This is a genomic window from Acetobacter zythi (genome assembly GCF_963921165.1).
GTDB lineage: Bacteria > Pseudomonadota > Alphaproteobacteria > Acetobacterales > Acetobacteraceae > Acetobacter.
Genome location: NZ_CAWUEO010000001.1, coordinates 320,281 through 342,854, shown reverse-complemented (window position 1 = coordinate 342,854; position 22,574 = coordinate 320,281). Strand labels below are relative to the sequence as shown.

The following is a 22,574-nucleotide window of genomic DNA, read 5'->3' as shown; positions in this document are numbered from 1 at the left end:
CTGATTGTCTGCAATATAAAGAATAGGGGCGGCAATGCCCTTATTGCTGGACGCCATTGTGCGTTTGCAGGGGTGGGGCCGTCTGGTCGCCTGTGGGCTGGACCACGTCAATTTCAATATTGCGGGCCATGGTGGCCATGGGCAGCGCATGTGGTGTGCCCGAAAAAGGATTTTGCAGGTCGTCCGCACTCTTGTCCAAAATCAGGAACAGGCACCCCACAAGCGAGGACCCCAAAGGCGTAATCCATTCCAGCGTCTGCACCATGGAAAGTGGCAGAACAATGCAGAAAATGTTCACCAAAGCGCGTGGCAGGGCGGAAAACTGCATGGGCAGGGGAGTATTGCGAATACGCTCAAGCCCGCCTTGCGCATTGGCGATATCGGACAGAATGCGGTCAATCTGCCCATGGACTGCGCCATCAATGCCCTTGCGTGTGACCTCCTCGGTCACACCAAGACCAATCTGGTAGAGAATGGCGTTAGGCTTGTTGCGATAGGGGGCAATGGCCTTGAGCATTTCTGGCGGCAGCAGGCGCTCCACATCTTCGCTCGCATCCACCGGGCCAAGCGCCATGCGCAGGGCATGGGGGTATGCGGCTATGGCATACATCAGGTCATGGCGGTCACCCAGCAGGGTGCCTGCCTGCCTGCCAAAGGAGCGGCAGTTATTGGTAATGGCTCCCCATAAGGTGCGCCCCTCCCACCAGCGGGCATAGGCGCTGTTGGAACGGAACCCCATGAACAGCGCCAGAGCGGAGCCGATAAGGGAGACAGGCAGGCTGGGCTGCTCCATCCATTCCTGATGGAAAATCTGAAAGAGAATGACAACAACCAGATCCCACGCAGCCATAAGCAGGATAACCATCAAAATTTCCCGCGTGATAATGCGTAGGCCGACCTTCTGGTCAACGATCATTCAAAAATCTCCGGTTCTGTAGGCAGGGGGGGCGGAATGCCCGGTGTCATTTTAACACACAATACATCGCAGGGTTGCCTGCAGGATTATGGTTTGTACATGCTGGGCAATGGTAAGCATGAGCAGGCATGGCTGACCAGATGAAAAGGGACGCGGGAATGACTGAAGCAACAGGACTGACACTGCTTGAAGAGCATAACGCGCATGGTGGGCGTGTTCTGTTTTACCAACATCCGTCCAGCGTGCTGGGGCTGCCCGCACGGTTTGGCGTGTTTTTGCCTCCATTGGCCTTACAGGGCAACACGGTGCCGGTTGTGTACGCACTGGCCGGACTGACCTGCACGCAGGAAACTTTCCTGATCAAGGCCGCAGCACTGGCCGAAGCCGCCCGGCTGGGCATTGCCCTTGTCACACCCGATACCTCCCCACGTGGTGCGGGCATAGAGGGCGAGGCCGTGGACTGGGACCTGGGAACAGGGGCCGGGTTCTACCTGGATGCAACGCAGCAGCCATGGGCGCAGCATTACCGTATGGGAAGTTACATAGCGCAGGAACTGCCTTTGCTGGTGGAGGCCGCTTTGCCGCTGGATGGCGCAAGACGCGGAATTATGGGGCATTCCATGGGGGGGCATGGCGCGCTGGTGCATGGTTTGCAGGCCCCCTTGTTCTGGAAATCCATTTCCGCTTTTGCCCCTGTTGTGCATCCTTCCATTGTCCCTTGGGGCAAAAAAGCGCTTTCCACCTATCTGGGGGCTGACCATGCCGCATGGCGCGCGCATGACGCGGTGTGCCTGCTGGAAGATGGATATAAACACCCGTCCTCCATTCTGGTGGATACCGGCCTTGCGGACCAGTTTCTGCAACGCGAGTTACAGCCGTGGCATCTGGTGGCCGCAGCAGAAAAAGCCGGGCAGGCGCTGATCTGCCGTGAGCATGAAGGGTATGATCATTCCTACTGGTTTGTGCAGAGCTTTGTGGCCGAACATCTGCGCCACCATGCCGCCTTGCTTGGTGTGCCTGCCTGATCTGGTAAGGGGTTAGAGCGAGGGGTTGCGCTTCATGCCTGCCAGCGCGCCAAGCCACTTCATATATTCCATGCCCATTAGTCGGATGGTGGAAAGCCGCCATGGGTGCTCCATGGCAGGGGGCATAACCGGGTAGGGGCTAAGGGTTACGCCGGGCAATGTGCGCCCCAGTTCCAGCATGGCGCGGCGCATATGGTAGCCTGCGGTTACAATAATCAGGCTGTTAATGTGGTGGTCTGCAACCCAGACGGCGGTTTCGGTCGCATTCCCAATGGTGGAGCGGGCCTGATACCCCAGTGTAATGCGGGCCGCCACATCTGGCGGGGTGGCTGCGGGCAATAATGCATGCACCGATGTTTGCAGGTCCACGCCCGAAATAAGCAGGCGCGCGTCCGGGTTGCTGGCCAGCAGACGGAGCGATGTTTCCACCCGTCCGGTGCCCCCGGTTAGGGCAACAATGCCTGCGGCATGCAATGCGGGGGCGGGGGGCTGGCGTGCATCGTATATAAACCAGCCAAAGCCTGCCAGCCAAAGCCCGCCCGCCAGCAGGCAGGTTTTTTGCAGCAAAGGCACGAACCGCTGGCTCAGGCGCGGCAGGGGCATGGTGTTCCGCATTATGGCAGGCGCAGCAGCCACAGGCGCACCATGACCTGAGTTGTAAACCAGCAGATGAATGCCGCAGCAAAGGGGAGCAGTGCAAGGGCGCACAGCATGTCTGGCGGTATGGTGTTGGCCAGAGCCTGCCAGTCTGTTGGCAAAAGCTGCTCAGGCGTGGTGGGGGGTGTGCTGGCAAAAGGGGCTGCCATTTGCAGGAGCAGCAAAAGGGGCGGGCAGGCGACCAGAGTGCCGGTCAATCCGCCGCCAAAGCCAAGGGTTGCCGTGCGCCATGCAAAACGACCGGCAATATAGCTGTCCGAGGCGCCAAGCCCATGCAGGGTTTTAATAATGTCCTTGCGGGTGGCAAGGCCGGTGCGGGTGGCAAGGCCCGTAATCATGGTGGCAATGCCGCCCACACTAAGCAACGCCAGCCCCGCGCAGGCCAGCAGGCTATTGGCCAGTGCGCGCAGGCGTTCACCCCAGCGGGCGTTATGCTCGACTATGGTGCCCTGAACGTGGGCGTTCAGGGTTTGCTCCAACGTGGCTGGCACTGCCGTATCGGGCGGGAGTTTGACGCGGATAATAGCGGGGAGCGGGAGGGCGGAATTATCAGTCTCTCCCAGCCATGGTTCAAGCAGGCGGGCCAGTTCTGGTGGGGTTAACTGGTGTATCTGTGCCCCTTCGGGCAGGCTGGCAAGGTCGGCCAGCACGGCCTGCACGCGGGTTGTGGTGGGGCTGGGGCCGGTTTGCGTAGCCAATGGGCTGTCCGCATCTGGCACCTGAATGGTCAGCAACTGGGCCGCACCACCGGACCAGCGGGCAGAAAGCGCGCGCGCACCACTGGCTCCGGCCAGAGTGAGTGCCGCAAGAAAGCCCATCATGGCCACAAGTGTAAACAGGCTGCGGTCTGGCAGGGCTTCGGAAAGGGAAAGGCCGTCCTTACGGCCAGAAAAAGGGCGGCTCATGCGCGCTCGCCCCCATCTTCAACCAGACGCCCGCGTTCGAGAAACAGAAAGGGGCGTTCAAGCCTGCGAACAAGGGATTCGTTGTGGGTCGCCACCACAACCGTGGTCCCCATGGCGCTGAGTTCGGCAAACATATCGAGCAGGCGGCAGGCCTGACTTTCTTCCAGAGCGTTTGTTGGTTCATCCGCCAGAATAAGGCCCGGCCGGTGGATAATGGCGCGGGCAATGGCGGTGCGCTGCTGCTCCCCGCCAGAAAGCCGCGTTGCGGGCACATCCAGACGTTCGCCCAGCCCCACCCATTTGAGAATGGCGTGAACCTCGTCCTGAATTTCGTCCTCGGGGCGGTTTTGCAGGCGTAGGGGCAGGGCCACGTTATCGGCAACCGAAAGGTCGGGCATAAGCTGGTAGTCCTGATGTACCATCCCGATTCTTTGGCGCAGGCGCACAAGGGCTGCGCGTTTTTCTTCCTGTGCGACCGTTTTGCCCAAAATGGTCATCTGCCCGTCCGTAGGCAGGTTTTCAATGTGCAGCAGGCTGAGCAGGCTGCTCTTGCCCGCACCAGAAGGCCCAAGCAGCCAGCGGAAGCCACCTTGGGGCACAGTAAAGGACAGGTTGGCCAGCACAGGCCCGCTGTCCTTTTTGCCTCGGCGCCAGGAAACATTGTCCAGACGAATCATTTACCTGTTTCCGGGCGAAAGAGCATAAGAATAAGGCATGTCCCACATATGGTGGAGTGTAGCGGATAGTCCCGTGGACTGTCGATTGCGAAGCGCCATTAACAGCTGAATTGAAAAAGGTGTTCCGTGTCTTTAGGATCGGGGGCTGGCACGGTTTGCCCTTTCCTGTGATAGGAAGGGGGATTACGTTCGTCTTCCGTCCTGATGCCTAGCCTGCCGTTCCAGCCAGACCGGGGCAACGGGGAGAGGCCCTGCTAAGAGAGTGTTCATGAAGATTGTCTGTCCTTCCTGCGGTGCGGCATATCAGGTTCCCGAAGCTCTTCTGGCTAAAAGGCACACGCTTAAATGCTCTGTCTGCGGTGTAAAATGGCGGCTTACTCCCCCAGACGCACAGGACGATGGACATGCTGGCACACAGGCCAGCCCCCCTCCGCAGGATGGCGCTCCGGCTGTAGCCGCCTCCAAACCGGAGGTTGGTGGGGCCAAGCTGAACGCGCAGCCCCCACAGGTGGGGCAAACACCAGCCCCGGTTGAGCACGCTCCAGAACAGACCAAAACGAAAGTCGCGCAGGACGCACCCGAACCTGCGGATGTGCTTGCCGATGCGCCACAAACACCGGCTGACCAGCAGGCCGAGGCATTGCCCCCCACCACATCGCTGGCGGTTGGTGAAGGTAATGCGGCAGAGCAACCCGCAGCACAACCGGTCGTAGCTCCCCCCGCAGAGGCAGATAAACCCCTTGCCCCGCCAGTGCCGCCGCCTGTAAGCGCGCCAGAGCCAGAGCCAGAGCCAGAGCCAGAGCCAGAGCCAGAGCCAGAGCCAGAGCCAGAAGAGCCTGTAACGCCGGTAGCCAATGCGCCTGCGGCACCTGTGCCAACCCCAGCCTCCCCCGTTATGGCTCCGGTCGCCACGGTTGCGGTGGATGCCGCGCAGCCCACCAGTAATGAACCATCCGGGGCTGTACCGGCCACGCCCCCACAGGAACCGGAGCAGGGTAAGGCAGGCAAAATTGCAAGCACGCCACTGGCCGCCCATATTGCCCGCCCGGCTTATAAGCTGGGGTCAGGCTCGGTTGTGCAGAATGTGCGCGAGGCTATTGCAAGCGGCACCAGACGGCTGGCTGGCACGGATGTGCACGCCCTGCTGCAAAGCGAACAGTTCTGGCGCAGGGCATGGATTGTAAGCTTTGTGCTGGCGGCACTGGTTGTGCTGGGTGCGTGGCACTGGTGGGCAGCACTTGTGCAGGCATGGCCAGCAGCGGCCCGGCTGCACCAGCCGGGATAACATTATTTTACGCCCCCCAAGGCCCCTACGGGCAGGGGGGAATGGTTGGTTAAAGCTTGCGACCGACCAGCATGGCCAGTGTTGCGCCCGCTGCAGCCAAAGCCATAAGGCCCAGACCATCGCAGATTAGTCCGCTGGCGGTCAGTTCATGCCCGGCAAGGGTAATCTGTTCGGGAATGGCGTTGGCAACGCTGGCAATGGCGTCATGCGCCTGTGGGTCGGCCGATGCTGTAGTGCGGGTCAGGGTTTTGACCAGTGCAGGCAGTGCAGCCCATGCGGCACCAGCAATGAGCAGAAGGGGGGCGAACAGTTCCGCCATCTGCTGCACAAAATAGAACACAAAATAACACGCGGCCCCTATGGCCGTACGCAGCAGCCGTAGCCCGGCGGAAGCAGAGGCATTCTGGCGGGAGGACATGGCAATGGGTTGCTGGGAAGCGGGTAGGGGTGTGCGCGTGTCCATAAACCTGTGTTCCTTCAGGTAATCCGAGGCGGAAGTGTCGGCCAGACTGCCGCAGTGGCAGGTGACCCCAAGTAAAGATCGGTCTTTATACCGTTCTTGTGCGTGTCTTGCCACCATGCTTGCAGGGGGGCAGATGCGGGCAGCCATGGTGGTAACGCATTCGCGAGCAGACGACGGATGTTTTTGTTTGGTATGGGTTAAAATCAGTTTTAAGCGCAAGAAGGATGGGCCTAGGCGTCCAGCTATAGGCGGAATTATGGATTTTCTTTCCTGCACCATCCTGTTCGCGGGGGTTAATGCAACCTGCGAACAACAGCTTGTGGCAGAGCTGGACAAGCGCGGTCTGGGGGTGCGCATAGCCGCAGACGGTCGCACGGTTTTTGCCGGGTTTGACAGCGAACTCCCAAGCCTTCTGGTTGTGCAGGACCACCTGCCGGATATGTCCGCCGCCCAGTTGTGCCAGCGCCTGCGCTTAACATCGGCCACACGGGGCATACCCGTGGTTGTTCTGGTGGACGAACACAACGCGGAGCAGGAGCGCGAGATTCTTGAACGCGGGGCGGATGCCTGCTTTTGCGCAACGGATGACCCTGTTTTTCTCATTTTTCGGATATGCGCGCTCCTGCGCGAATTTGGGGATGAAACAGCCGAGCGTGAAGGAGCCGTATTCCGTCAGCCGCGCGTATCCGTAGTTACCGCGCCGGGTGGGATTTTATGGGCATGGCCCGATGGAGGGGATGTTGGAAAAACCCCTCGCATTGTCAAAATGCTGCGCCAGAACGGCGAGGACGCAACGCTGGTGGAAGACCCCGACCGGCTTGAATTGTCCAATGTCAGCGCCGGGCGCATTCAGCCAGACTGCATTGTGGTGGACCTGAGTTGCCCTGCCTTTAACGGGCTGGCGCTGGCGCAGACCGTTTCCGCCTTCCGGCGCAGGAGCCGCCAGTGCACACGTGTGCTGGGGGTTGTGGAACACGGTCAGTTGACGGCAGAAAAAATACGCATGGCGTTCAATGCCGGTGTGGATGATCTGACGGATTCGGACATAGAACCCGCATTGCTGGTGGCGCGCATAAGCAGCCTTGTGCGCCGCAAAACCTTGCAGGACGAAGCCCGGCGCGAGGAAGCCCATATAGAAAGTGCCCGTGCGCGTATGGCGCTGGCGGATGCGCTACGCCGTGTGAACGCGGATCTGGCAGCCGCTAACCGTAAGTTGATCGATGCGCAGGTCAAACTGGTGCAGTCCGCCAAAATGGCCTCGCTGGGGGAACTGGCCGCAGGTATTGCGCATGAGTTCAATAACCCTCTGGCGTTTGTTCTGGCGCATGAGAACACGGTCAAACGCAGTATGGCGCAGGCTTTGCAGGCCGTAAGGCAGGGCGATACCGTGGTGGCGGAAGCCGCATTGACCAAAGGGTCCGAGCGGCTGGCCTCCTCCCTTGTTGGTCTGTCCAGACTGCGTGAACTGGTTGCCAGCCTGCGGCGTTTTTCCCGTCTGGAGGAAGGCGAATTCCGCCGTCTGGACGTGCCGGACGCCATTGCCATGGTGCTGACACTTCTGGCCCCCAAACTTGGGCAGGAAATAGCGGTGGAATGCCGCTTGGAGGCCCCGCCAGAGCTGGTCTGTCAGGCGGCTCTGGTCAATCAGGTGGTCATGAACATTGTCAGCAACGCCGCCGATGCCATTCTGGAAAAGCGCGAGACAGCCCGCAAACAGGGTGGTCCCGTGCCCGGCAGACGCAAGGACCAGATTCTGATTGCCTCTTTTTTGGAAGCGGCAGAGGCCGGAGAGACGGAAAACTACGTGTTGCAGATATCGGATACAGGGCCGGGAGTGCCGCAGGAATTGCAGGAACGCGTTTTTGAACCGTTTTTTACAACAAAACCTGTAGGCTCAGGGACCGGGCTTGGTCTGGCAACGGCGTATGGGGTTGTGCAGGCACACGGCGGGAGTATTGTTATAACAAATTCAGGGGCTTTGGGTGGTGCCTGTTTTACCATCCGTGTGCCCTACAAAACAGGAGAGGAGAGGCGCGGTGAGCACGTTATATGAACCAACACAGCGCCCTTTGGTGCTCGTTGTGGATGACGAGCCTGAAATTCTGGTCGCACTGTCCGATCTGCTGGAGAGCGCCTATACGGTCCTGACCGCCTCTTCTGGGGAGGAAGGGTTGGAACGCCTGCGCCTTAACCCCGGCGTTGCGGTTATTGTTTCCGACCAGCGTATGCCGGGCATGACGGGCGATGTCTTTTTGGCTCATGCGCGCGAGCTGTCGGCCGCGGGGGCTATTCTGCTCACGGGGTATGCCGATATTTCGGCCGTGGAGGCCGCCCTGAACCGGGGCCAGATTTCCTTTTTTGCATATAAGCCGTGGGATGATGAAACCCTGCTGTCCATGGTTGGGCAGGCGGCAGCGCGGTACTTTTTGGAAAAAGAGCTGGAGTGCGAACGTCTGCTCCTGCGTGGCCTGCTGGACAACCTGCCTTTTGGGCTGGCGGTCAAGGATCAGGCGGGCTGCTTTGTGCGCCTTAACCAGCAGATGGCAAGCCAGATGGGCCACACGGTGGCGCAGTGCATTGGCCAGCGTGAAGAGGACCTTGTGGATGGTCCAAGGCTGGAAAGCCTGAAAGAATCTGAAGGCCAGCTTGCCCAGACCGGGCGTGACCAGCAGGTGCTCCAGCTTCCCGCGCAGGACGGGCCGGCCCGTTGGCACGACCTGACGCGCGTACGGCTGGACAGCCTGCGCAATACCCCCGTGCAGTCGGCCATGCTGTCCGATTACTCCATTCTGATCGACCGCGACGTAAGCGAGCTTTTAAGTCTGGAACAGCGGTTGCGGCAGGCGCAAAAAATGCAGGCCATTGGCACATTGGCCGGTGGCATCGCGCATGACTTTAACAACCTGCTTACGGCCATTCAGGGGTCGTTGGAGCTTGTGCAGGATCTGGAGCCACCAAAGGAAGCCTCGGTCGTCCGGTTGTATGAAAACGCCATGGAGGCCGCCCGGCGTGGTGCTGTGCTCACGCGCAAGTTGCTGGACTTCAGCCGCCCAAGGCATCTGGTCTGCCAGCGGGTGGATATGCATGATGTGCTGGAAAACCTCCAGAACTTCATGAAACAGGGGAAAGTGCCAGAGGAAATCCGTGGGGCGCTGGATACGTCCCGGCTGGAGGGTATGGGCCGGTTTAGCAGCGTGCGCTTCAGCATTCCTGATGAGACCCTGCCGCCAGTTTGGACCGATGCGGTGCAGCTTGAACTGGCGGTGTTCAGCCTGTGCATTAACGCGCTGGATGCCCAGTCCGAAGGGGGGGCGACCTGCGTTTCCGTTCGGCGGGTTGCGCGCCTGCTGGGGCGCCATGTTGGGCGTGAACATGCGGGGGCGTGGGTTGTTGTGCAGGTTACCGACCGCGGCATTGGCATGACGGAGGACATACGCGCCCGTATTTTTGACCCGTTCTTTACCACCAAAGGAACCGGGCAGGGTGTGGGGCTTGGCCTGTCCATGATCTACGGCTTTATCAGCCATTGCGGCGGAGAAGTGCGCGTGGATAGCGCCCCCGGTGGCGGCACATCCGTGGAGCTATGGTTCCCCGCCATGGATCAGGAGATGGCGGCGGCCATTCCCGCGGTGCCTGCCAACACGGTGCAGACCATTGCCCGCGTCCTGCCCGAAAACGGGGCAGGCAGCACCATTCTGGTCGTGGATGACGAACCGGGCGTGCGTGCGGTCACCAGCGGCTTTTTGCGCCGTGCGGGGTATGAGGTCATGGAGGCCGCAAGTGGCGCGGAAGCCGTGGAAAAAGTGCAGTCCACCGCAAGCATTGCCCTTGTTGTCATGGACGTGATGATGCCGGGCATGAATGGGGGCGAAGCCGCGCGGCGTATTCACGACGTAAGGGCCGACCTGCCGGTTCTGTTTGTAACCGGCTATGCGGATTTTGGCGTTCTGCCCGAAGGGGTTGCCGTTCTGCACAAGCCTTACACGCGTGATGCGTTGCTGGGAGATGTAAGGGCTATGCTGGCAGCATAGCCCGCCCCCTTGTGTCCTGCGCCAGAACGCCTATTTCTTGGTGTTATGGATAGTTTTCATTCTGCTTCGTCTTCGCATGATCCCGTCGGCTGGCACGGGACCACCATTCTTTGTGTGCGCCGGGGTGCGCAGGTTGCCATGGCGGGTGATGGTCAGGTCACGCTGGGCAGCACCGTGATCAAGGGCAACGCCCGCAAGGTCCGGCGCATTGGCCCCTCAGGCAGCATTCTGGCCGGGTTTGCCGGTGCCACGGCAGATGCCTTTACGCTGCTGGAGCGGCTTGAGGCCAAGCTGGAGCGCTACCCCAACCAGTTGGAACGCGCCTGTGTGGAACTGGCCAAGGACTGGCGCACGGACCGCTACCTGCGCAGGCTGGAGGCCATGATGGCCGTAGCCGATGCGGAGCACTCCTTTACCCTGACAGGTAATGGCGATGTGCTGGAACCAGAGGATGGGATTATCGCCATTGGTTCGGGTGGTAATTACGCATTGTCCGCCGCCCGGGCACTGCTGACGGTCGATGGGCTGAGTGCCGAGGACATTGTTACCCGCGCCATGAAGATTGCTGGCGATATCTGTGTCTATACCAACCACTCCGTGCGGATAGAAACGCTGGATGCCAGAACTGCGGGAGAAAACGCCTGATGCAAGCCCCCCATCTTTCCCCGCGTGATATTGTTGCTGAACTTGACCGCTATATTGTGGGCCAAGGGGATGCCAAACGTGCGGTCGCCATTGCCATGCGCAACCGCTGGCGCCGGGCGCAACTGCCCGAGGCCATGCGGGAGGAGGTCGTACCCAAGAACATCCTCATGATCGGCCCGACCGGCTGCGGCAAAACCGAGATCGCCCGCAGGCTGGCCAGACTGGCGCAGGCCCCGTTCCTTAAAGTGGAAGCCACCAAGTTTACCGAGGTCGGTTATGTCGGCCGGGATGTGGACAGCATTGTGCGCGACCTTGTGGATGCCGCCATTGTCATGCTCAAGGATCTGCGCCGCAAGGATGTGGAGGAGCAGGCTGCTCAGGCAGCAGAAGAACGGATTATCACTGTGCTGGCGGGCGAGGGGTCTTCGGCAGATACCAAAAGCAAGTTCCGCACCATGCTGCGCAGCGGGCAGCTTGAGGACAAGGAAATTGATATTGCCATCACCGAGCCAGCCCCCACAGGGCCGGGTGATATGCCGGGCATGATGCCGGGGAGCGTGATCAATATCGGGGACATGATGAAAGGATTCATGAACCGCGCGCCCAAGCAGAAAAAACTCAAGATTTCCGCCGCCCGCGAACAGTTGCGCCGCGAGGAAGCCGAACGCCTGCTGGATAGCGAAAGCCTGACGCGTGAGGCCGTGGCCCATGTGCAGAACAACGGCATTGTCTTTTTGGACGAAATAGACAAGGTGTGCGCCCGCTCATCCGAAACGGGGATGAAGGGAGGCGATGTCTCGCGCGAGGGGGTGCAGCGAGACCTGCTGCCCCTTATTGAAGGCACGACTGTTTCCACCAAACATGGCCCGGTCAAAACTGACCATATCCTGTTCATTGCCTCGGGCGCGTTCCATCTGGCCAAGCCATCCGACCTTCTGCCTGAATTGCAGGGGCGGCTGCCTATTCGTGTGGAATTACAGCCTCTCTCGCGCGATGATCTGCGGCGTATTCTGACCGACCCGGAACATTCGCTGCTCAAGCAGTACACGGCCTTGATGAAAACCGAAGGTGTAAGCCTGACGTTTGCAGATGATGCGGTGGACGCACTGGCCGAACTGGCCGCCGATATTAACGACCGGGTAGAAAACATTGGTGCGCGCAGGCTTGCCACGGTGCTGGAAAAACTGCTGGAGGATATTTCCTTCACGGCTTCTGACCGTCAGGGCGAAAATGTTGTGGTGGATGGCGCCATGGTGCGCGACAAAGTGGCGCCTTTGGCCCGCAAGGGTGATCTGAGCAGGTTTATTTTATAATGGAAGCACCATTTGTTAATCCGCAGGAAGAGACTGCGGCAGAAGCGATCGAAGCCATTGGTGATGAGCTGGGCATATTTGATGACTGGATGGAACGCTACCAGTACATCATAGAAATGGGGCGCAAACTGCCCCCATTCCCGCCCGAGTGGTGTAACGATGCGCACCGTGTGCCCGGCTGCCAGAGTCAGGTCTGGCTGGAGGAAAAGGAAGCCGAGGGCAGGCTTTACTTTGCCGGTCTGTCAGACGCCGCCATTGTGTGTGGTCTGGTGGCCTTGCTGTTGCGTGTTTATTCAGGCCGCACGCGAGAGGAAATTCAGGCAACGGACCCCGGATTTTTGCGTGATCTGGGGTTGGTGCAGGCTTTGTCCACCAACCGTGGTAACGGGGTGGAAGCCATGGCCCGCGCCATTCGCACGGCAGCCGCTGTGTCCGCCTGAGCACTATCGGTTCTGTATGGGCTTTAAGGAGCGCATGACCGTCCGCCATTAAAAAACCCCCAGTTCCGCGTGGTTGCGCGGGCTGGGGGTTTTTCAGTTTTGGAGCCGACCCGTTCTGTTTTGACGGGCCGGTTTTTGTATTCAGCCAGGCTGGAATAGGGTCAGGCGTTCCCTTTTTCCTTCAAAGCCTTCAGCACATCTTCCGGGCGGATGGGCAGGTGGCGCAGGCGCACGCCCACGGCGTTGAAAATGGCATTCCCCACGGCTGGCGCAATGGTTGTGACCCCCGGCTCACCCAGACCCATGGGTTTTTCCGTGCTGGGCAGGAATTCAACATCCATCTCCGGCACATCTGCAATACGCAGGGGGGTGTAGGTGTTCAGGTTCCGGTCGCGCACGTTGCCGTCCACAATTTCGGTTCCTTCAAACAGGGCCATGCTCAGCCCCCACAATGCGCCACCTTCGGTCTGTGCCGCAGCGCCATCGGGGTCAATAATGGTGCCCGCATCCAGCACCAGCCAGATTTTCTGGCAGGTTACAACGCCTGTCTTGCGGTCAACATGCACCTGCACGGCGCCTGCCGTCCATGTTGGCATGTTGCGTTCCTGCCCAAAGGTGGTGGCAATGCCAATGGCGGTATCCGCAGGCAGGGAGACTTTGCCATAACCGCATTTTTCCGCCAGATGCCTAAGCACATTGGCCTGACGGCTGGCCCCACCCACGGAGTTGGGGGCGCTGCCTGCATTGCGGCCTTTGCTGTCCAGCAGGCTCAGGCGGTAGTCCACGGGGTCCAGCTTACGGGCGTAGGCGATTTCGTCCAAAAAGCTTTCATGCGCCCATGGGGTCCAGCCGGAACTGACCGAACGCAGCCAACCGGGGCGGAAGGTATCGCTCGCCAGATCGTTGTCCAGCGCGCGCACCAGCATGGGGCCTACATCGTACCAGTGGTCAGCGCCAGCAATGGCAAACTGGTCGTAAGGCTTGCCATCTTCGCCTTTTTCCATGAACGCGCTGGCCATAACGCGGGTTGGCCAGCCAGCAGAGGCATGGTGCTGCCATGCTGTAATGGCGCCATCGTTCCCCAGTGCGGCACGCACCGTCTGCACGGAGGGGGAGCGGATGGAGTCAAACAGCACGTCGTCCGAGCGGGTAAAGATCAGCTTGACCGGCTTGCCGCCAATGGCCTTGGAAATAAGGGCCGCAGGCACTGCGTAATCCCCGTTCAGGCGGCGGCCAAAGCCCCCACCCAGCAGATAGCTGCGCATGACCACTTCGGATTCAGGAACCTGCAAAGCCTTGGCAATAACGGGCAGGAAGAGGGTCTGCCACTGGTTGCCACAATGCACCTCCCACTTGCCTTCGTGCTGGCGGGCCAGCGCGTTCATGGGTTCAAGCTGGTAATGCAGAACGGAGGAGCAGGTATAGGTCTGCTCGACCACTTTGGCGGCTTTGGCGAATGTTTCGTCCACACCGGGGTCGTTGAACACGCGGGAGCCACCAGCTTTGTTGGCAATCTGCTTGCGACCGTAGTCCAGAATGTCCTGCTCGGTAACATTGGCGGTTTTGCCCGGTGTCCACACAACCTTGAGCGCATCCGTCGCACGGATGGCCGCAGGGTAGGAGGTGGCCAGAACAGCAACCCAGCCCGGAACGGTGTCTGATGGGTCTTCGAGCACAATGTAGCGGATATAGCCCTTGACCTTTTTGGCCTCGCTCTCATCAACCGAGACAACCTTGGAGCCATAACGCGTGGGGGGCAGCTTGGGGCGGGCATACACCATGCCCTCCAGCTTGGCGTCTATGCCGTAAATGGCGGTGCCGTTGGTTTTGGACGGAATGTCCAGCGCCTTGACATCCTTGCCAATCAGCCGGTGCTCGGATGCGGGCTTGAGCGGCAGTTTGGCCATTTCTTCTGGCGTGTAGGTTTTTGTCGGGTGCGCGCGGCTGACAATATCGCCGTAGCTGATGGAGCGGCTGCCCGCAATAACCTGCCCGTTCCGCGCAATACAGGCCGAAGGCGCAACGCCAAGCAGTTTGGCGCCCTGTTCCACCATAACCGTACGTGCCGCAGCACCGGCCTGACGGAACTGGTCCCATGTCATCCAGACCGACCAGGAACCGCCGGTGACCATAAGCCCCCATTTGGGGTCCGTATCCACATAGGTAATGCGGACCTTGTTCCAGTCGGCTTCCATCTCATCTGCAATAATACGGGCAAGGGCTGTGCCAATATGCTGGCCCATTTCCGCACGGATGATGTTGACATTCACCCAGCCATCGGGGGCGATGGAGCACCAGATTGTGGGTTCAAAGGCGCTGGCTTCCTGCAAGGCGGCGGGAGCATCCTGCGGGTAAACCTGTGCTGCCTTACCCTGCCGGGCAAACCCGAACAGGAAGGCAGACCCCGCCGCCGTAAGCAGAAAACTGCGGCGCGAAGGGCCACGGCCTGCGACCCGGTCCTGCTGTGCGGCAATACGTTCGAGCTTACCCATTGGACGGCTCCTCCTTACGCAGGGCGGCAGCTGCTTTTTTAATGGCTTTGCGAATACGGACATAGGTCATGCAGCGGCACAGGCTGCCGCCCATAACACCGTCAATTTCCTCATCCGTGGGGTCCGGGTAATCCTTTAACAGGCTGACGGCCTGCATAATCTGGCCGGACTGGCAGTAACCGCATTGCGGAACCTGAATGTCCTTCCATGCTTCCTGCACGGCATGTTTGCCATTGGGGTCCAGCCCTTCAATGGTGGTCACATCCGCCCCTTCAAGCGAACTGAGCGGGGTAATGCACGAGCGTGTTGCCCGGCCACCAACCAGAACGGTGCATGCGCCACACTGGCCTACACCACAGCCAAATTTTGTGCCCGTCAGATCCAGATCATCACGCAGCGCCCACAGCAGGGGGGTGTCGTCTGGCACATCGACAGAAACGTCACGGCCATTGAGTTTGAATTTTACCATCTCGTGCTCCGTGGTCCGTCTTAGTGCGATGAATTGACAGGAATGGTGGTAATGGTCTTGCGCACTGCGGCTGCTTTCTTTTCCAGATCCGTCCATGGCGGCAGGGTGGTGCGGGTGCGGCGCAGGTAGCCCGCAATCCGCGCCATATCCTGATCGGACAGGGCATTGTAGAAGCTGGGCATGGCAACGCCCGTCTGGCCTTCTTCTGCTGTCAGACCATGCAGGATGACCTGATAGAGGTTTGTCGGCTCGCTCAGCCACAATGCGTTGTTCAGCGCCAGATCGGGGCGGCCGAGCACGGGGGAAGGGGCCGCATTGTAATGGCAGGCGGCACATGCACCCTGATAGAGCTTGGCGTCCGGGTCCACACTGGGGCCGATCAGATCGGTCTTGGACTGTTCCATGGCGCGGGCAAGGGCGGCCTTGTCGTGTTTTTCACGCTCGGCGGCGTGGTCCACATCAGCAAAGTAATGTGCAATGGCGTGTACGTCCTCTTCCGGTACAGTGGAAAGGAAGCGGTGCGGCACGGGGGACATGGGGCCACCGGCGGGGCCATGCAGCGGGGCCACCCCAAAGCGCAGATACTGGAAGAGTTCGTCTTCCGTCCATGTGGTCGGGGTGGGGTTGTGTTCGTTCAGCGGTGGGGCAATCCAGTTGTCCACCACTGCGCCATCGTAAGGAGCGCTCTTTTTCTCAGCACCCATGAAGTCGCGCGGGGTATGGCATGCGCCACAATGGGCATTACCTTCGGACAGGTAGGCCCCACGGTTCCACAGTGCATCATGCCGTGGGTCGGGCTTGTACACACCGGGGGTAAAGTAGAGCAGCTTCCAGCCTGCCTGCAAAATGCGCAGGCTGAGCGGGAATGGCAGCTCGTTGGTGCGGTGCGTCATGTGCACGGCAGGGCGTGTCATCAGGTAGGCGTAAAGGTCGGAAACATCCTGCTCGGTCATTTTGGTGAAATGATCAAACGGGAAGGCCGGAATAAGATGTACACCCTTGCGGGAAACCCCAAGGTGCATGGCGCGCTGGAAGGCTTCTTCCGACCAGTTGCCTATGCCGGTTTCGAGGTCTGGCGTAATATTGGAGGAATAAATGGCGCCAAAAGGCGTTTCCATTTTGTAATCGCCCGCCAGTTCGGGGCCGCCGCCCGCATCCGTGCGGGTGTGGCATTCCGCGCAGTACCCTTCGGCGGCCACAATGCGGCCACGCTCGATCTGCTCGGCGGAAAAACTGCCCGGGTCGGCGGCTTCTACTGGTTCAATAGGGGGGTACCAAGCGTAATAAAGAAAGCCCAGGCCACCTATGGCGCCAATGGCTGCTGCTCCTGCTAATAGACGTTTGATCACTCTATCCCCACCTTATGTGTAAACGTCCCGTCTGGCGGGCAGATGGATCAAGTCTGCCCAACACAGCCAGAGGAACAGCGTCTGCGGTCTGTCGTTGATTGAGATCAATCTTATCTGGATTTGCATCACAGATAAACGCATAGAAGCCGCGTTATTACACGAGTAAGTGTATATGATTTATCTATATCGCAAGAATATTACAAAAAACGGCCTTTTTTGGTTATTATCTATATTCACGTAGATATAGACAAGTAAAGATTTGCATGTGCGGCATGCATTTTCTTCGGGCGAGAGGGCGGCGTTGCCTCAATAGAGAGGAGGCAGATCCGCCCCAATGGCATACAGAATCCGACCGGTCGAAGAATCGGGCGTGGCCTGTGTGGCACATTTGTTGCAAGCGAAGGCTTGAAAGCGCGCCGCCTTTCTTTTAAGGAAGCGCATTCGCGCACGCGTCCGGGCCTGTGGGGCATGCCCGGCCGTGCAGAAGCCGCTTTATACCCTCGCGGGAATGAAGTGGTCAGGTCCAGCGTATTTCAGGAGTAAAGAAATGCCCAAAATGAAGACCAAGTCGTCGGTCAAGAAGCGGTTCAAGATCACCGCGACCGGCAAGGTGCTCTCCGGCCCGTGCGGTAAGCGTCACGGCATGATCAAGCGTACACAGAAGATGAAGCGCTCCGCACGCGGCACGCAGGTTCTTCAGCCGCAGGACGGCCGTACGGTTAAGCAGTGGGCCCCCTACGGGCTGTAAGGAGCATCTAAGATATGGCACGTGTTAAACGCGGTGTAACCACACTCGCACGCCACAAAAAAGTTCTGGAACTGTCCAAGGGTTACCGCGGCCGGTCTTCCACCAACTACCGTATTGCTCTGGAACGCGTTGAAAAGGCGCTCCAGTACGCATATCGTGACCGCCGCAACAAGAAGCGCGAATTCCGCGCTCTGTGGATCCAGCGTATTAACGCCGCAGTGCGTGAACACGGTCTGACCTACAGCCGTTTCATTAACGGTCTGGACAAGGCCGGGATCGAGATTGACCGCAAGGTTCTGGCCGCCATCGCATTTGATGACGCAGCAACCTTTGCCGAAATCGTCAAGAAGGCACAGGCCGCTCTGGCAGCCTGATTGCCGGTCCTGACAGATCCGGTATACAAGAAGGCCGTCCATTACCGGGCGGCCTTTTTGCTTTTTGGCGGATGGTTTTTGGGCCAAAGGGCTTTTCTCCCGGAGCGGGAGATTGTATCCGCCCGGTAGCATTTTTTCCTCAGCGCGGGGTTCCATGAGCGACGATCTAGAAACTCTTCGGCAGGATGTCCTGTCGGAACTGGCTGGTGCCACAGACCTGCGGGCATGGGATGCCGTGCGCGTTGGCACACTGGGTAAATCCGGCCGCCTGACCGGCTTGCTCAAAGCGTTGGGGAAAATGCAGCCCGATGAACGTAAGGCCCGGGGCGTTGCCCTGAACCGCCTGCGTGATGAGTTAACGCAGGCAGTGGAGGCCCGCGGCCGGGAGCTGGAAGCCGCCGCCCTACAGGCCCGCCTGATTGCCGAAAAACTGGATGTGACCGCCCCCCCCGTGGCGGAAACCACAGGCTACATCCACCCGATCAGCCGCACGATCGAGGAAATGACGGCCATTTTTGGCGTTATGGGTTTTCACGTTGCCGAAGGGCCGGATATCGAAACCGACTGGCACAATTTTTCGGCCCTGAATACACCGGACCACCACCCCGCCAGAACTGATCACGACACGTTTTACCTCCCCCCTTCACCGGGGCTGGACGTGACCCGCGTCCTGCGGACCCAGACCTCTGGCGTGCAGATCCGCACCATGCTGGGGCAAAAACCTCCTATTCGCATTATTGCGCCCGGTCGCACGTACCGCGCCGACCATGATGCAACGCACTCCCCCATGTTTCACCAGTGCGAAGGTCTGGTGGTGGGCGAGGGGATTACTCTTGGGCACCTCAAAGGCTGCCTGATCGAGTTCCTGCGTGCGTTTTTTGGTAAGCCGTCCCTGCCAGTGCGCTTTCGTTCATCCTACTTCCCGTTCACCGAACCCTCCTTGGAGGTGGATATCGGCTGGTCGCGCAAAACGGGCGAGATCGGGGCAGGGGAAGACTGGCTGGAAGTGCTGGGGGCAGGCATGGTTCATGCCCGCGTTCTGGCTAATTGCGGGCTGGACCCGCGCGTGTGGCAGGGGTTTGCCTTTGGTATGGGGGTCGAACGTCTGGCTATGCTGAAGAACGGCATTCCCGACCTGCGTTCGTTCTATGAAAGCGATATCCGCTGGCTGCGACATTACGGGGCAGACCCGCTCGCACCCGCACTGCTGCACGAAGGGGTGTGAGAGTATGAAATTCACGCTGTCATGGTTGTATGACCATCTGGAAACTCAGGCAACGCTGGCCGAAATCTGCGCCATGCTCAACCAGATCGGTCTGGAGGTGGAAAGTGTTGAGAACAAGGGTGCAGCCCTTGAACCCTTCCTGACCGCCCGTATTCTGGACGCCCAGCCCCACCCCAATGCCGACCGGTTGCAGGTCTGCCGGGTGGATGCGGGTCCGGGCTTTGCGGATGTGCAGGTTGTGTGCGGCGCACCCAATGCGCGCAAGGATCTGGCGGTTATTTTTGCCCCGCCGGGCGCTTATGTGCCGGGGCTGGATATTACCATCAAGGCGGGCAAGGTCCGGGGTGAGCTGAGTGGAGGCATGCTGTGCTCCCTGCGCGAACTGGGGCTGGGTGAGGAAACCAGCGGCATTGCCGAACTGCCAGCCGACACACTGCCCGGCCAGTCCTACCCCGATTTTGCCGGGCTGGATGATGTTGTGATCGACATTGCCATTACCCCCAACCGGGGCGATGCACTGGGCGTGCGCGGCATTGCGCGCGATCTGGCCGCGGCAGGGCTTGGTACATTGCGCCCATGGCTGGCCGAAACGGTGGAGGGCACGTTTGCCTCCCCCGTGGAATGGGCCATTACCTACCCCGAAGCCTGCCCGTGGGTGCTGGGGCGGACCATCCGTGGGGTCCGCAATGGTCCCAGCCCGGACTGGTTGCGTAACCGGCTGGAAAGCATTGGCCTGCGCTCCATTTCAACACTGGTCGATATTACCAACTATTTCTGCTTCGACCTCGGTCGTCCGTTGCATGTGTTCGATGCGAACAAGATTGCCGGAGGGCGGTTGACCCTGTGCCGGGGCGCGGGCGAGACCTTCCGCACGCTCGATGGGCAGGATTGCACCGTAACAGCGGAAGACTGCGTCATTGCCGACCAGAACGGTGTGCAGTCCCTTGCCGGGATCATGGGGGGGGACGCCACGGGCGCGACCGAGGCCACAACCGATGTGTTTGTGGAATGCGCGCTGTTTGACCCCGTGCGCGTGGCGCTGAGCAGCCGCAGGCTCGGCCTGTCGTCTGATTCCAGCTACCGGTTCGAACGCGGTGTGGATCAGGCGTTACCCGTGGCCGCCCTTGAGGCCGCAACCCGCATGATTGTCGAGCTGTGTGGGGGGGAGGCCAGCGAGGTTGTCTCCGCCGGGCAGCAACCTGCATGGCAGCGTAACGCAACCTTGCGCTTTGACCGGGTGCGTGACCTTGGCGGACTGGACGTGCCAGCCGATGAGAGCGTGGCCCTGCTGGAAAAGCTGGGCTTTGAGGTGCGTACGCGCAATGCGACCACGGTCGAACTTGGCGTGCCGTCATGGCGTAATGACGTGGCGCAGGCCCCCGTGCTGTCACAGGGCAAGGACCTGCCAGCCGATGCGGCCGCCGCAGCCGCACAGGGTGTGGCCGCCATTGAAGCCGAGAGCGATCTGGTGGAAGAGGTTCTGCGGCTTAAAGGGCTGGATGCGGTTCCGGCCGTGCCTCTGCCCCCCCTCAGCGTGGTGCCGGGGGCATCGCTTACGCCCGCACAGGCCCGCTTTGCGCTGGCCCGCCGCGTGCTGGCTGCGCGTGGGTTAACGGAAACGGTAGGCTTCTCGTTTGTCTCACACGAGGAAGCCGTGCATTTTGGTGGCGCGCCCGAAAGCCTGCGTCTGCTCAACCCCATTGCCTCCGATCTGGACCAGATGCGACCAACGCCACTGGTTAATCTGGTCGCAGCAATCCGGCACAACAGTGTGCGCGGATGGGGGGATATCGGGCTGTTTGAAATTGGTCCGGCCTTTGCCGAAATCGCGCAGCAAACACTGGCGGCAGGTGTACGCTCGGGGCATACGCAACGTTACCCCGGTGTGCCCAGTAATGCGGTTTCGCTCTGGGCGGCCAAAGCGGATGCGTTGGAACTGCTGCGCCAGTTCGGGGTTAACCCCGATGCCATAACCACCACGGCGGATGCGCCTGCATGGTACCACCCGGGTCGCTCCGGTGTGCTGCGGCAGGGGCCTAAGAACATTCTGGCGTATTTTGGCGAACTGCACCCCTCAGTACTTCAGGCCGCGGGGATTGATGTGCCGGTTGTGGCGTTTGAAGTGTTTGTGGAAGGTGTGCCCCAACCCAAAAAGAAAAAGAAAAGTGCGCCGGTCCTTTCCGCCTTCCAGCCTGTGCGGCGTGATTTTGCATTTGTGCTCGCGCAGGATATTCCAGTGGAAAGCGTGTTGCGCGCGGTGCGTGGCGCCGACCGCCAGCTTGTGGCCGATGTGAGCCTGTTTGACATTTATACCGGCCAGCATGTGGCGGAAGGCATGCGCTCGGTTGGGGTGGAAGTAACCCTCCAACCGACCGATAAAAGTCTGACGGATGCTGAACTCGAAGCGGTGTCCGAGCGTATTGTGGCCGCTGTCAGCAAGGCAACGGGTGCGGTCCTGCGCTAAAAGCAGGGTTGGCGGCAGTAAGGAGCAGATCATGGCATATTCCCACCTCACCCACATGCGCTGCTGGGTTAAAGCGGGTTTTGCCGCTCTGCTCCTGTGTGGTGGGTTTGCCCTGCCGCATCCCATGCGGGCGGAAAGCATTACGGGGGCAGGTTCCAGCTTTGCCGCGCCGCTGTATCAGGCATGGTCCGCAGCCGCACCTTCTGGTGTGGATGTGCGGGTTAATTACCAGACCATAGGTTCGGGCGCTGGGCAGAACCAGATTCTGGCTGGCACGGTGGACTTTGGGGCCTCTGACGCCCCCATGACCCATACGCGGCTGGAAGGCGGCAGGCTTGTGCAGGTGCCCACGGCCATTGGGGGCGTGGTCATTACGGCCAATGTGCCCGGTATTGCCAATGGAACCCTGCGCCTGAGTGGCCCGGTGCTGGCCGATATTTATGCAGGGTCCATAACGCAGTGGAACGATGCCCGGATTGCAGCCCTTAACCCCGACCTGCATCTGCCCGATCAGGTGATCGCACCTTTGCACCGGGCGGATGGTTCGGGCACGACCTATGTTTTTACAGACTACCTCGCCCATGTTTCGCCACAGTGGAGGGATGGCGTGGGTAAGGGCACGTCCGTTGCATGGCCAGCAGGTGCTGGTGCGCGCGGGAATGATGGCATTGCAGCCTATGTGCAAAATACAGCAGGCAGCATTGGCTACCTTGAATACGCCTATGCCGAGCGCAACCATCTGGCGCTTGTGCAGATGCAAAACCACGCAGGTTTTTTTGTCAGCCCCTCGGCCAGTAGTTTTGCGCAGGCCGCACAGGCTGCCCTGTGGGACGAGGCAGACCTGACCGCCACACTGAGTGATGTGGACGGTGCGCAGAGCTGGCCCATTATCACCACCACATATGTGCTGTTCCCAGCCGCAGCCACGGCCGATAATCAGGGAGATGCCGTGCGCCGGTTTTTCCGTTGGGGGCTGGTGGAGGGGGCAACCGTAACCCGGCAGCTTGATTATGTGCCCCTGCCAGAGCAGATCAGAGCGCGTGCGCTCAAACGGCTTGGCGCGGAATAAGCTGTTAGCGGGTGTTATCCCGCGATC

At 60.0% G+C, this 22,574-nt stretch carries 20 protein-coding genes; 12 read left to right on the top strand and 8 right to left on the bottom strand.

The annotated features are described in order from the left end of the window. Positions 1 to 40: 40 nt before the first annotated feature. Positions 41 to 916 (bottom strand): bestrophin family protein, encoded by an 876-nt coding sequence (locus tag AABE20_RS01720; RefSeq protein WP_338331545.1) that lies wholly within the window; start codon positions 914 to 916, stop codon positions 41 to 43. A gap of 158 nt (positions 917 to 1,074) precedes the next feature. Here AABE20_RS01720 and fghA point away from each other — a divergent pair, with 158 nt between their 5' ends. Beyond that, positions 1,075 to 1,941 (top strand): S-formylglutathione hydrolase, encoded by an 867-nt coding sequence (gene fghA / locus AABE20_RS01715; protein WP_338331544.1) that lies wholly within the window; start codon positions 1,075 to 1,077, stop codon positions 1,939 to 1,941. A 12-nt stretch (positions 1,942 to 1,953) separates the two neighbouring features. Here fghA and AABE20_RS01710 read toward each other — a convergent pair whose 3' ends face one another. Genes AABE20_RS01710 through AABE20_RS01700 form a run of 3 tightly spaced genes read right to left on the bottom strand, consistent with a single transcriptional unit; the run spans position 1,954 to position 4,180 of the window. Continuing rightward, positions 1,954 to 2,544 carry a YdcF family protein gene (locus AABE20_RS01710; RefSeq protein ID WP_338331543.1) on the bottom strand — a complete coding sequence of 197 codons (591 nt, stop codon included), beginning with the start codon at positions 2,542 to 2,544 and terminating at the stop codon, positions 1,954 to 1,956. 11 nt (positions 2,545 to 2,555) lie between these two features. Beyond that, positions 2,556 to 3,503, bottom strand: a complete 948-nt coding sequence (locus tag AABE20_RS01705; protein WP_338331542.1) for a cell division protein FtsX — start codon at positions 3,501 to 3,503, stop codon at positions 2,556 to 2,558. After that, positions 3,500 to 4,180, bottom strand: coding sequence for a cell division ATP-binding protein FtsE (locus AABE20_RS01700; RefSeq protein ID WP_338331541.1), 681 nt, complete (start codon positions 4,178 to 4,180; stop codon positions 3,500 to 3,502). Before AABE20_RS01700 ends, AABE20_RS01705 begins: the two co-directional genes overlap by 4 nt. A 268-nt stretch (positions 4,181 to 4,448) precedes the next feature. On the opposite strand from AABE20_RS01700, the gene AABE20_RS01695 reads away from it, so the two are divergent. Continuing rightward, complete coding sequence (locus AABE20_RS01695) at positions 4,449 to 5,465, top strand: zinc-ribbon domain-containing protein (RefSeq protein WP_338331540.1); 1,017 nt, start codon at positions 4,449 to 4,451, stop codon at positions 5,463 to 5,465. A gap of 49 nt (positions 5,466 to 5,514) precedes the next feature. Here the strand turns inward: AABE20_RS01695 and AABE20_RS01690 are convergent, their stop codons facing one another. Further along, positions 5,515 to 5,928, bottom strand: coding sequence for a hypothetical protein (locus tag AABE20_RS01690; protein WP_338331539.1), 414 nt, complete (start codon positions 5,926 to 5,928; stop codon positions 5,515 to 5,517). A gap of 256 nt (positions 5,929 to 6,184) precedes the next feature. On the opposite strand from AABE20_RS01690, the gene AABE20_RS01685 reads away from it, so the two are divergent. The 5 genes from AABE20_RS01685 to AABE20_RS01665 are packed head-to-tail and all read left to right on the top strand — an operon-like array spanning position 6,185 to position 12,357. Beyond that, positions 6,185 to 7,981 (top strand): ATP-binding protein, encoded by a 1,797-nt coding sequence (locus AABE20_RS01685; RefSeq protein WP_338331538.1) that lies wholly within the window; start codon positions 6,185 to 6,187, stop codon positions 7,979 to 7,981. Beyond that, a complete protein-coding gene (locus tag AABE20_RS01680; RefSeq protein ID WP_338331537.1) occupies positions 7,965 to 9,959 on the top strand; it encodes a response regulator in 1,995 nt (664 codons plus the stop codon). Before AABE20_RS01685 ends, AABE20_RS01680 begins: the two co-directional genes overlap by 17 nt. Positions 9,960 to 10,004: 45 nt before the next feature. Further along, the gene (gene hslV / locus AABE20_RS01675; RefSeq protein ID WP_338331536.1) at positions 10,005 to 10,604 is read left to right on the top strand and encodes an ATP-dependent protease subunit HslV; all 600 of its coding nucleotides are present in this window, start codon (positions 10,005 to 10,007) and stop codon (positions 10,602 to 10,604) included. After that, complete coding sequence (hslU, locus tag AABE20_RS01670; RefSeq protein ID WP_338331535.1) at positions 10,604 to 11,917, top strand: ATP-dependent protease ATPase subunit HslU; 1,314 nt, start codon at positions 10,604 to 10,606, stop codon at positions 11,915 to 11,917. Before hslV ends, hslU begins: the two co-directional genes overlap by 1 nt. Then, on the top strand, positions 11,917 to 12,357 hold the full coding sequence (locus tag AABE20_RS01665) for a SufE family protein (RefSeq protein ID WP_338331534.1): 441 nt from the start codon (positions 11,917 to 11,919) through the stop codon (positions 12,355 to 12,357). The genes hslU and AABE20_RS01665 overlap by 1 nt, the downstream gene beginning before the upstream one ends. Positions 12,358 to 12,518: 161 nt before the next feature. On the opposite strand, the gene AABE20_RS01660 is transcribed toward AABE20_RS01665, so the two are convergent. Genes AABE20_RS01660 through AABE20_RS01650 form a run of 3 tightly spaced genes read right to left on the bottom strand, consistent with a single transcriptional unit; the run spans position 12,519 to position 16,667 of the window. Continuing rightward, the gene (locus tag AABE20_RS01660) at positions 12,519 to 14,849 is read right to left on the bottom strand and encodes a xanthine dehydrogenase family protein molybdopterin-binding subunit (RefSeq protein ID WP_338331533.1); all 2,331 of its coding nucleotides are present in this window, start codon (positions 14,847 to 14,849) and stop codon (positions 12,519 to 12,521) included. Further along, positions 14,842 to 15,318 carry a (2Fe-2S)-binding protein gene (locus AABE20_RS01655; RefSeq protein ID WP_165990556.1) on the bottom strand — a complete coding sequence of 159 codons (477 nt, stop codon included), beginning with the start codon at positions 15,316 to 15,318 and terminating at the stop codon, positions 14,842 to 14,844. Before AABE20_RS01655 ends, AABE20_RS01660 begins: the two co-directional genes overlap by 8 nt. A 20-nt stretch (positions 15,319 to 15,338) precedes the next feature. Beyond that, the gene (locus AABE20_RS01650; RefSeq protein WP_338331532.1) at positions 15,339 to 16,667 is read right to left on the bottom strand and encodes a c-type cytochrome; all 1,329 of its coding nucleotides are present in this window, start codon (positions 16,665 to 16,667) and stop codon (positions 15,339 to 15,341) included. 547 nt (positions 16,668 to 17,214) lie between these two features. Between AABE20_RS01650 and rpmI the strand changes: the two genes are divergently transcribed. The 5 genes from rpmI (at position 17,215) to pstS (ending at position 22,547) form a co-directional block, all read left to right on the top strand. Further along, positions 17,215 to 17,415: a 50S ribosomal protein L35 gene (rpmI, locus tag AABE20_RS01645; RefSeq protein WP_048853984.1), complete on the top strand. Its 201-nt coding sequence runs from the start codon at positions 17,215 to 17,217 to the stop codon at positions 17,413 to 17,415. A gap of 14 nt (positions 17,416 to 17,429) precedes the next feature. Continuing rightward, positions 17,430 to 17,789: a 50S ribosomal protein L20 gene (gene rplT, locus AABE20_RS01640; protein WP_166110272.1), complete on the top strand. Its 360-nt coding sequence runs from the start codon at positions 17,430 to 17,432 to the stop codon at positions 17,787 to 17,789. 154 nt (positions 17,790 to 17,943) lie between these two features. Next, positions 17,944 to 19,014 (top strand): phenylalanine--tRNA ligase subunit alpha, encoded by a 1,071-nt coding sequence (gene pheS, locus AABE20_RS01635; RefSeq protein WP_338331531.1) that lies wholly within the window; start codon positions 17,944 to 17,946, stop codon positions 19,012 to 19,014. Positions 19,015 to 19,018: 4 nt separating this feature from the next. Further along, positions 19,019 to 21,478 (top strand): phenylalanine--tRNA ligase subunit beta, encoded by a 2,460-nt coding sequence (pheT, locus tag AABE20_RS01630; protein ID WP_338331530.1) that lies wholly within the window; start codon positions 19,019 to 19,021, stop codon positions 21,476 to 21,478. A gap of 31 nt (positions 21,479 to 21,509) precedes the next feature. Next, the gene (gene pstS / locus AABE20_RS01625; RefSeq protein WP_338331529.1) at positions 21,510 to 22,547 is read left to right on the top strand and encodes a phosphate ABC transporter substrate-binding protein PstS; all 1,038 of its coding nucleotides are present in this window, start codon (positions 21,510 to 21,512) and stop codon (positions 22,545 to 22,547) included. Positions 22,548 to 22,574 lie beyond the last annotated feature (27 nt).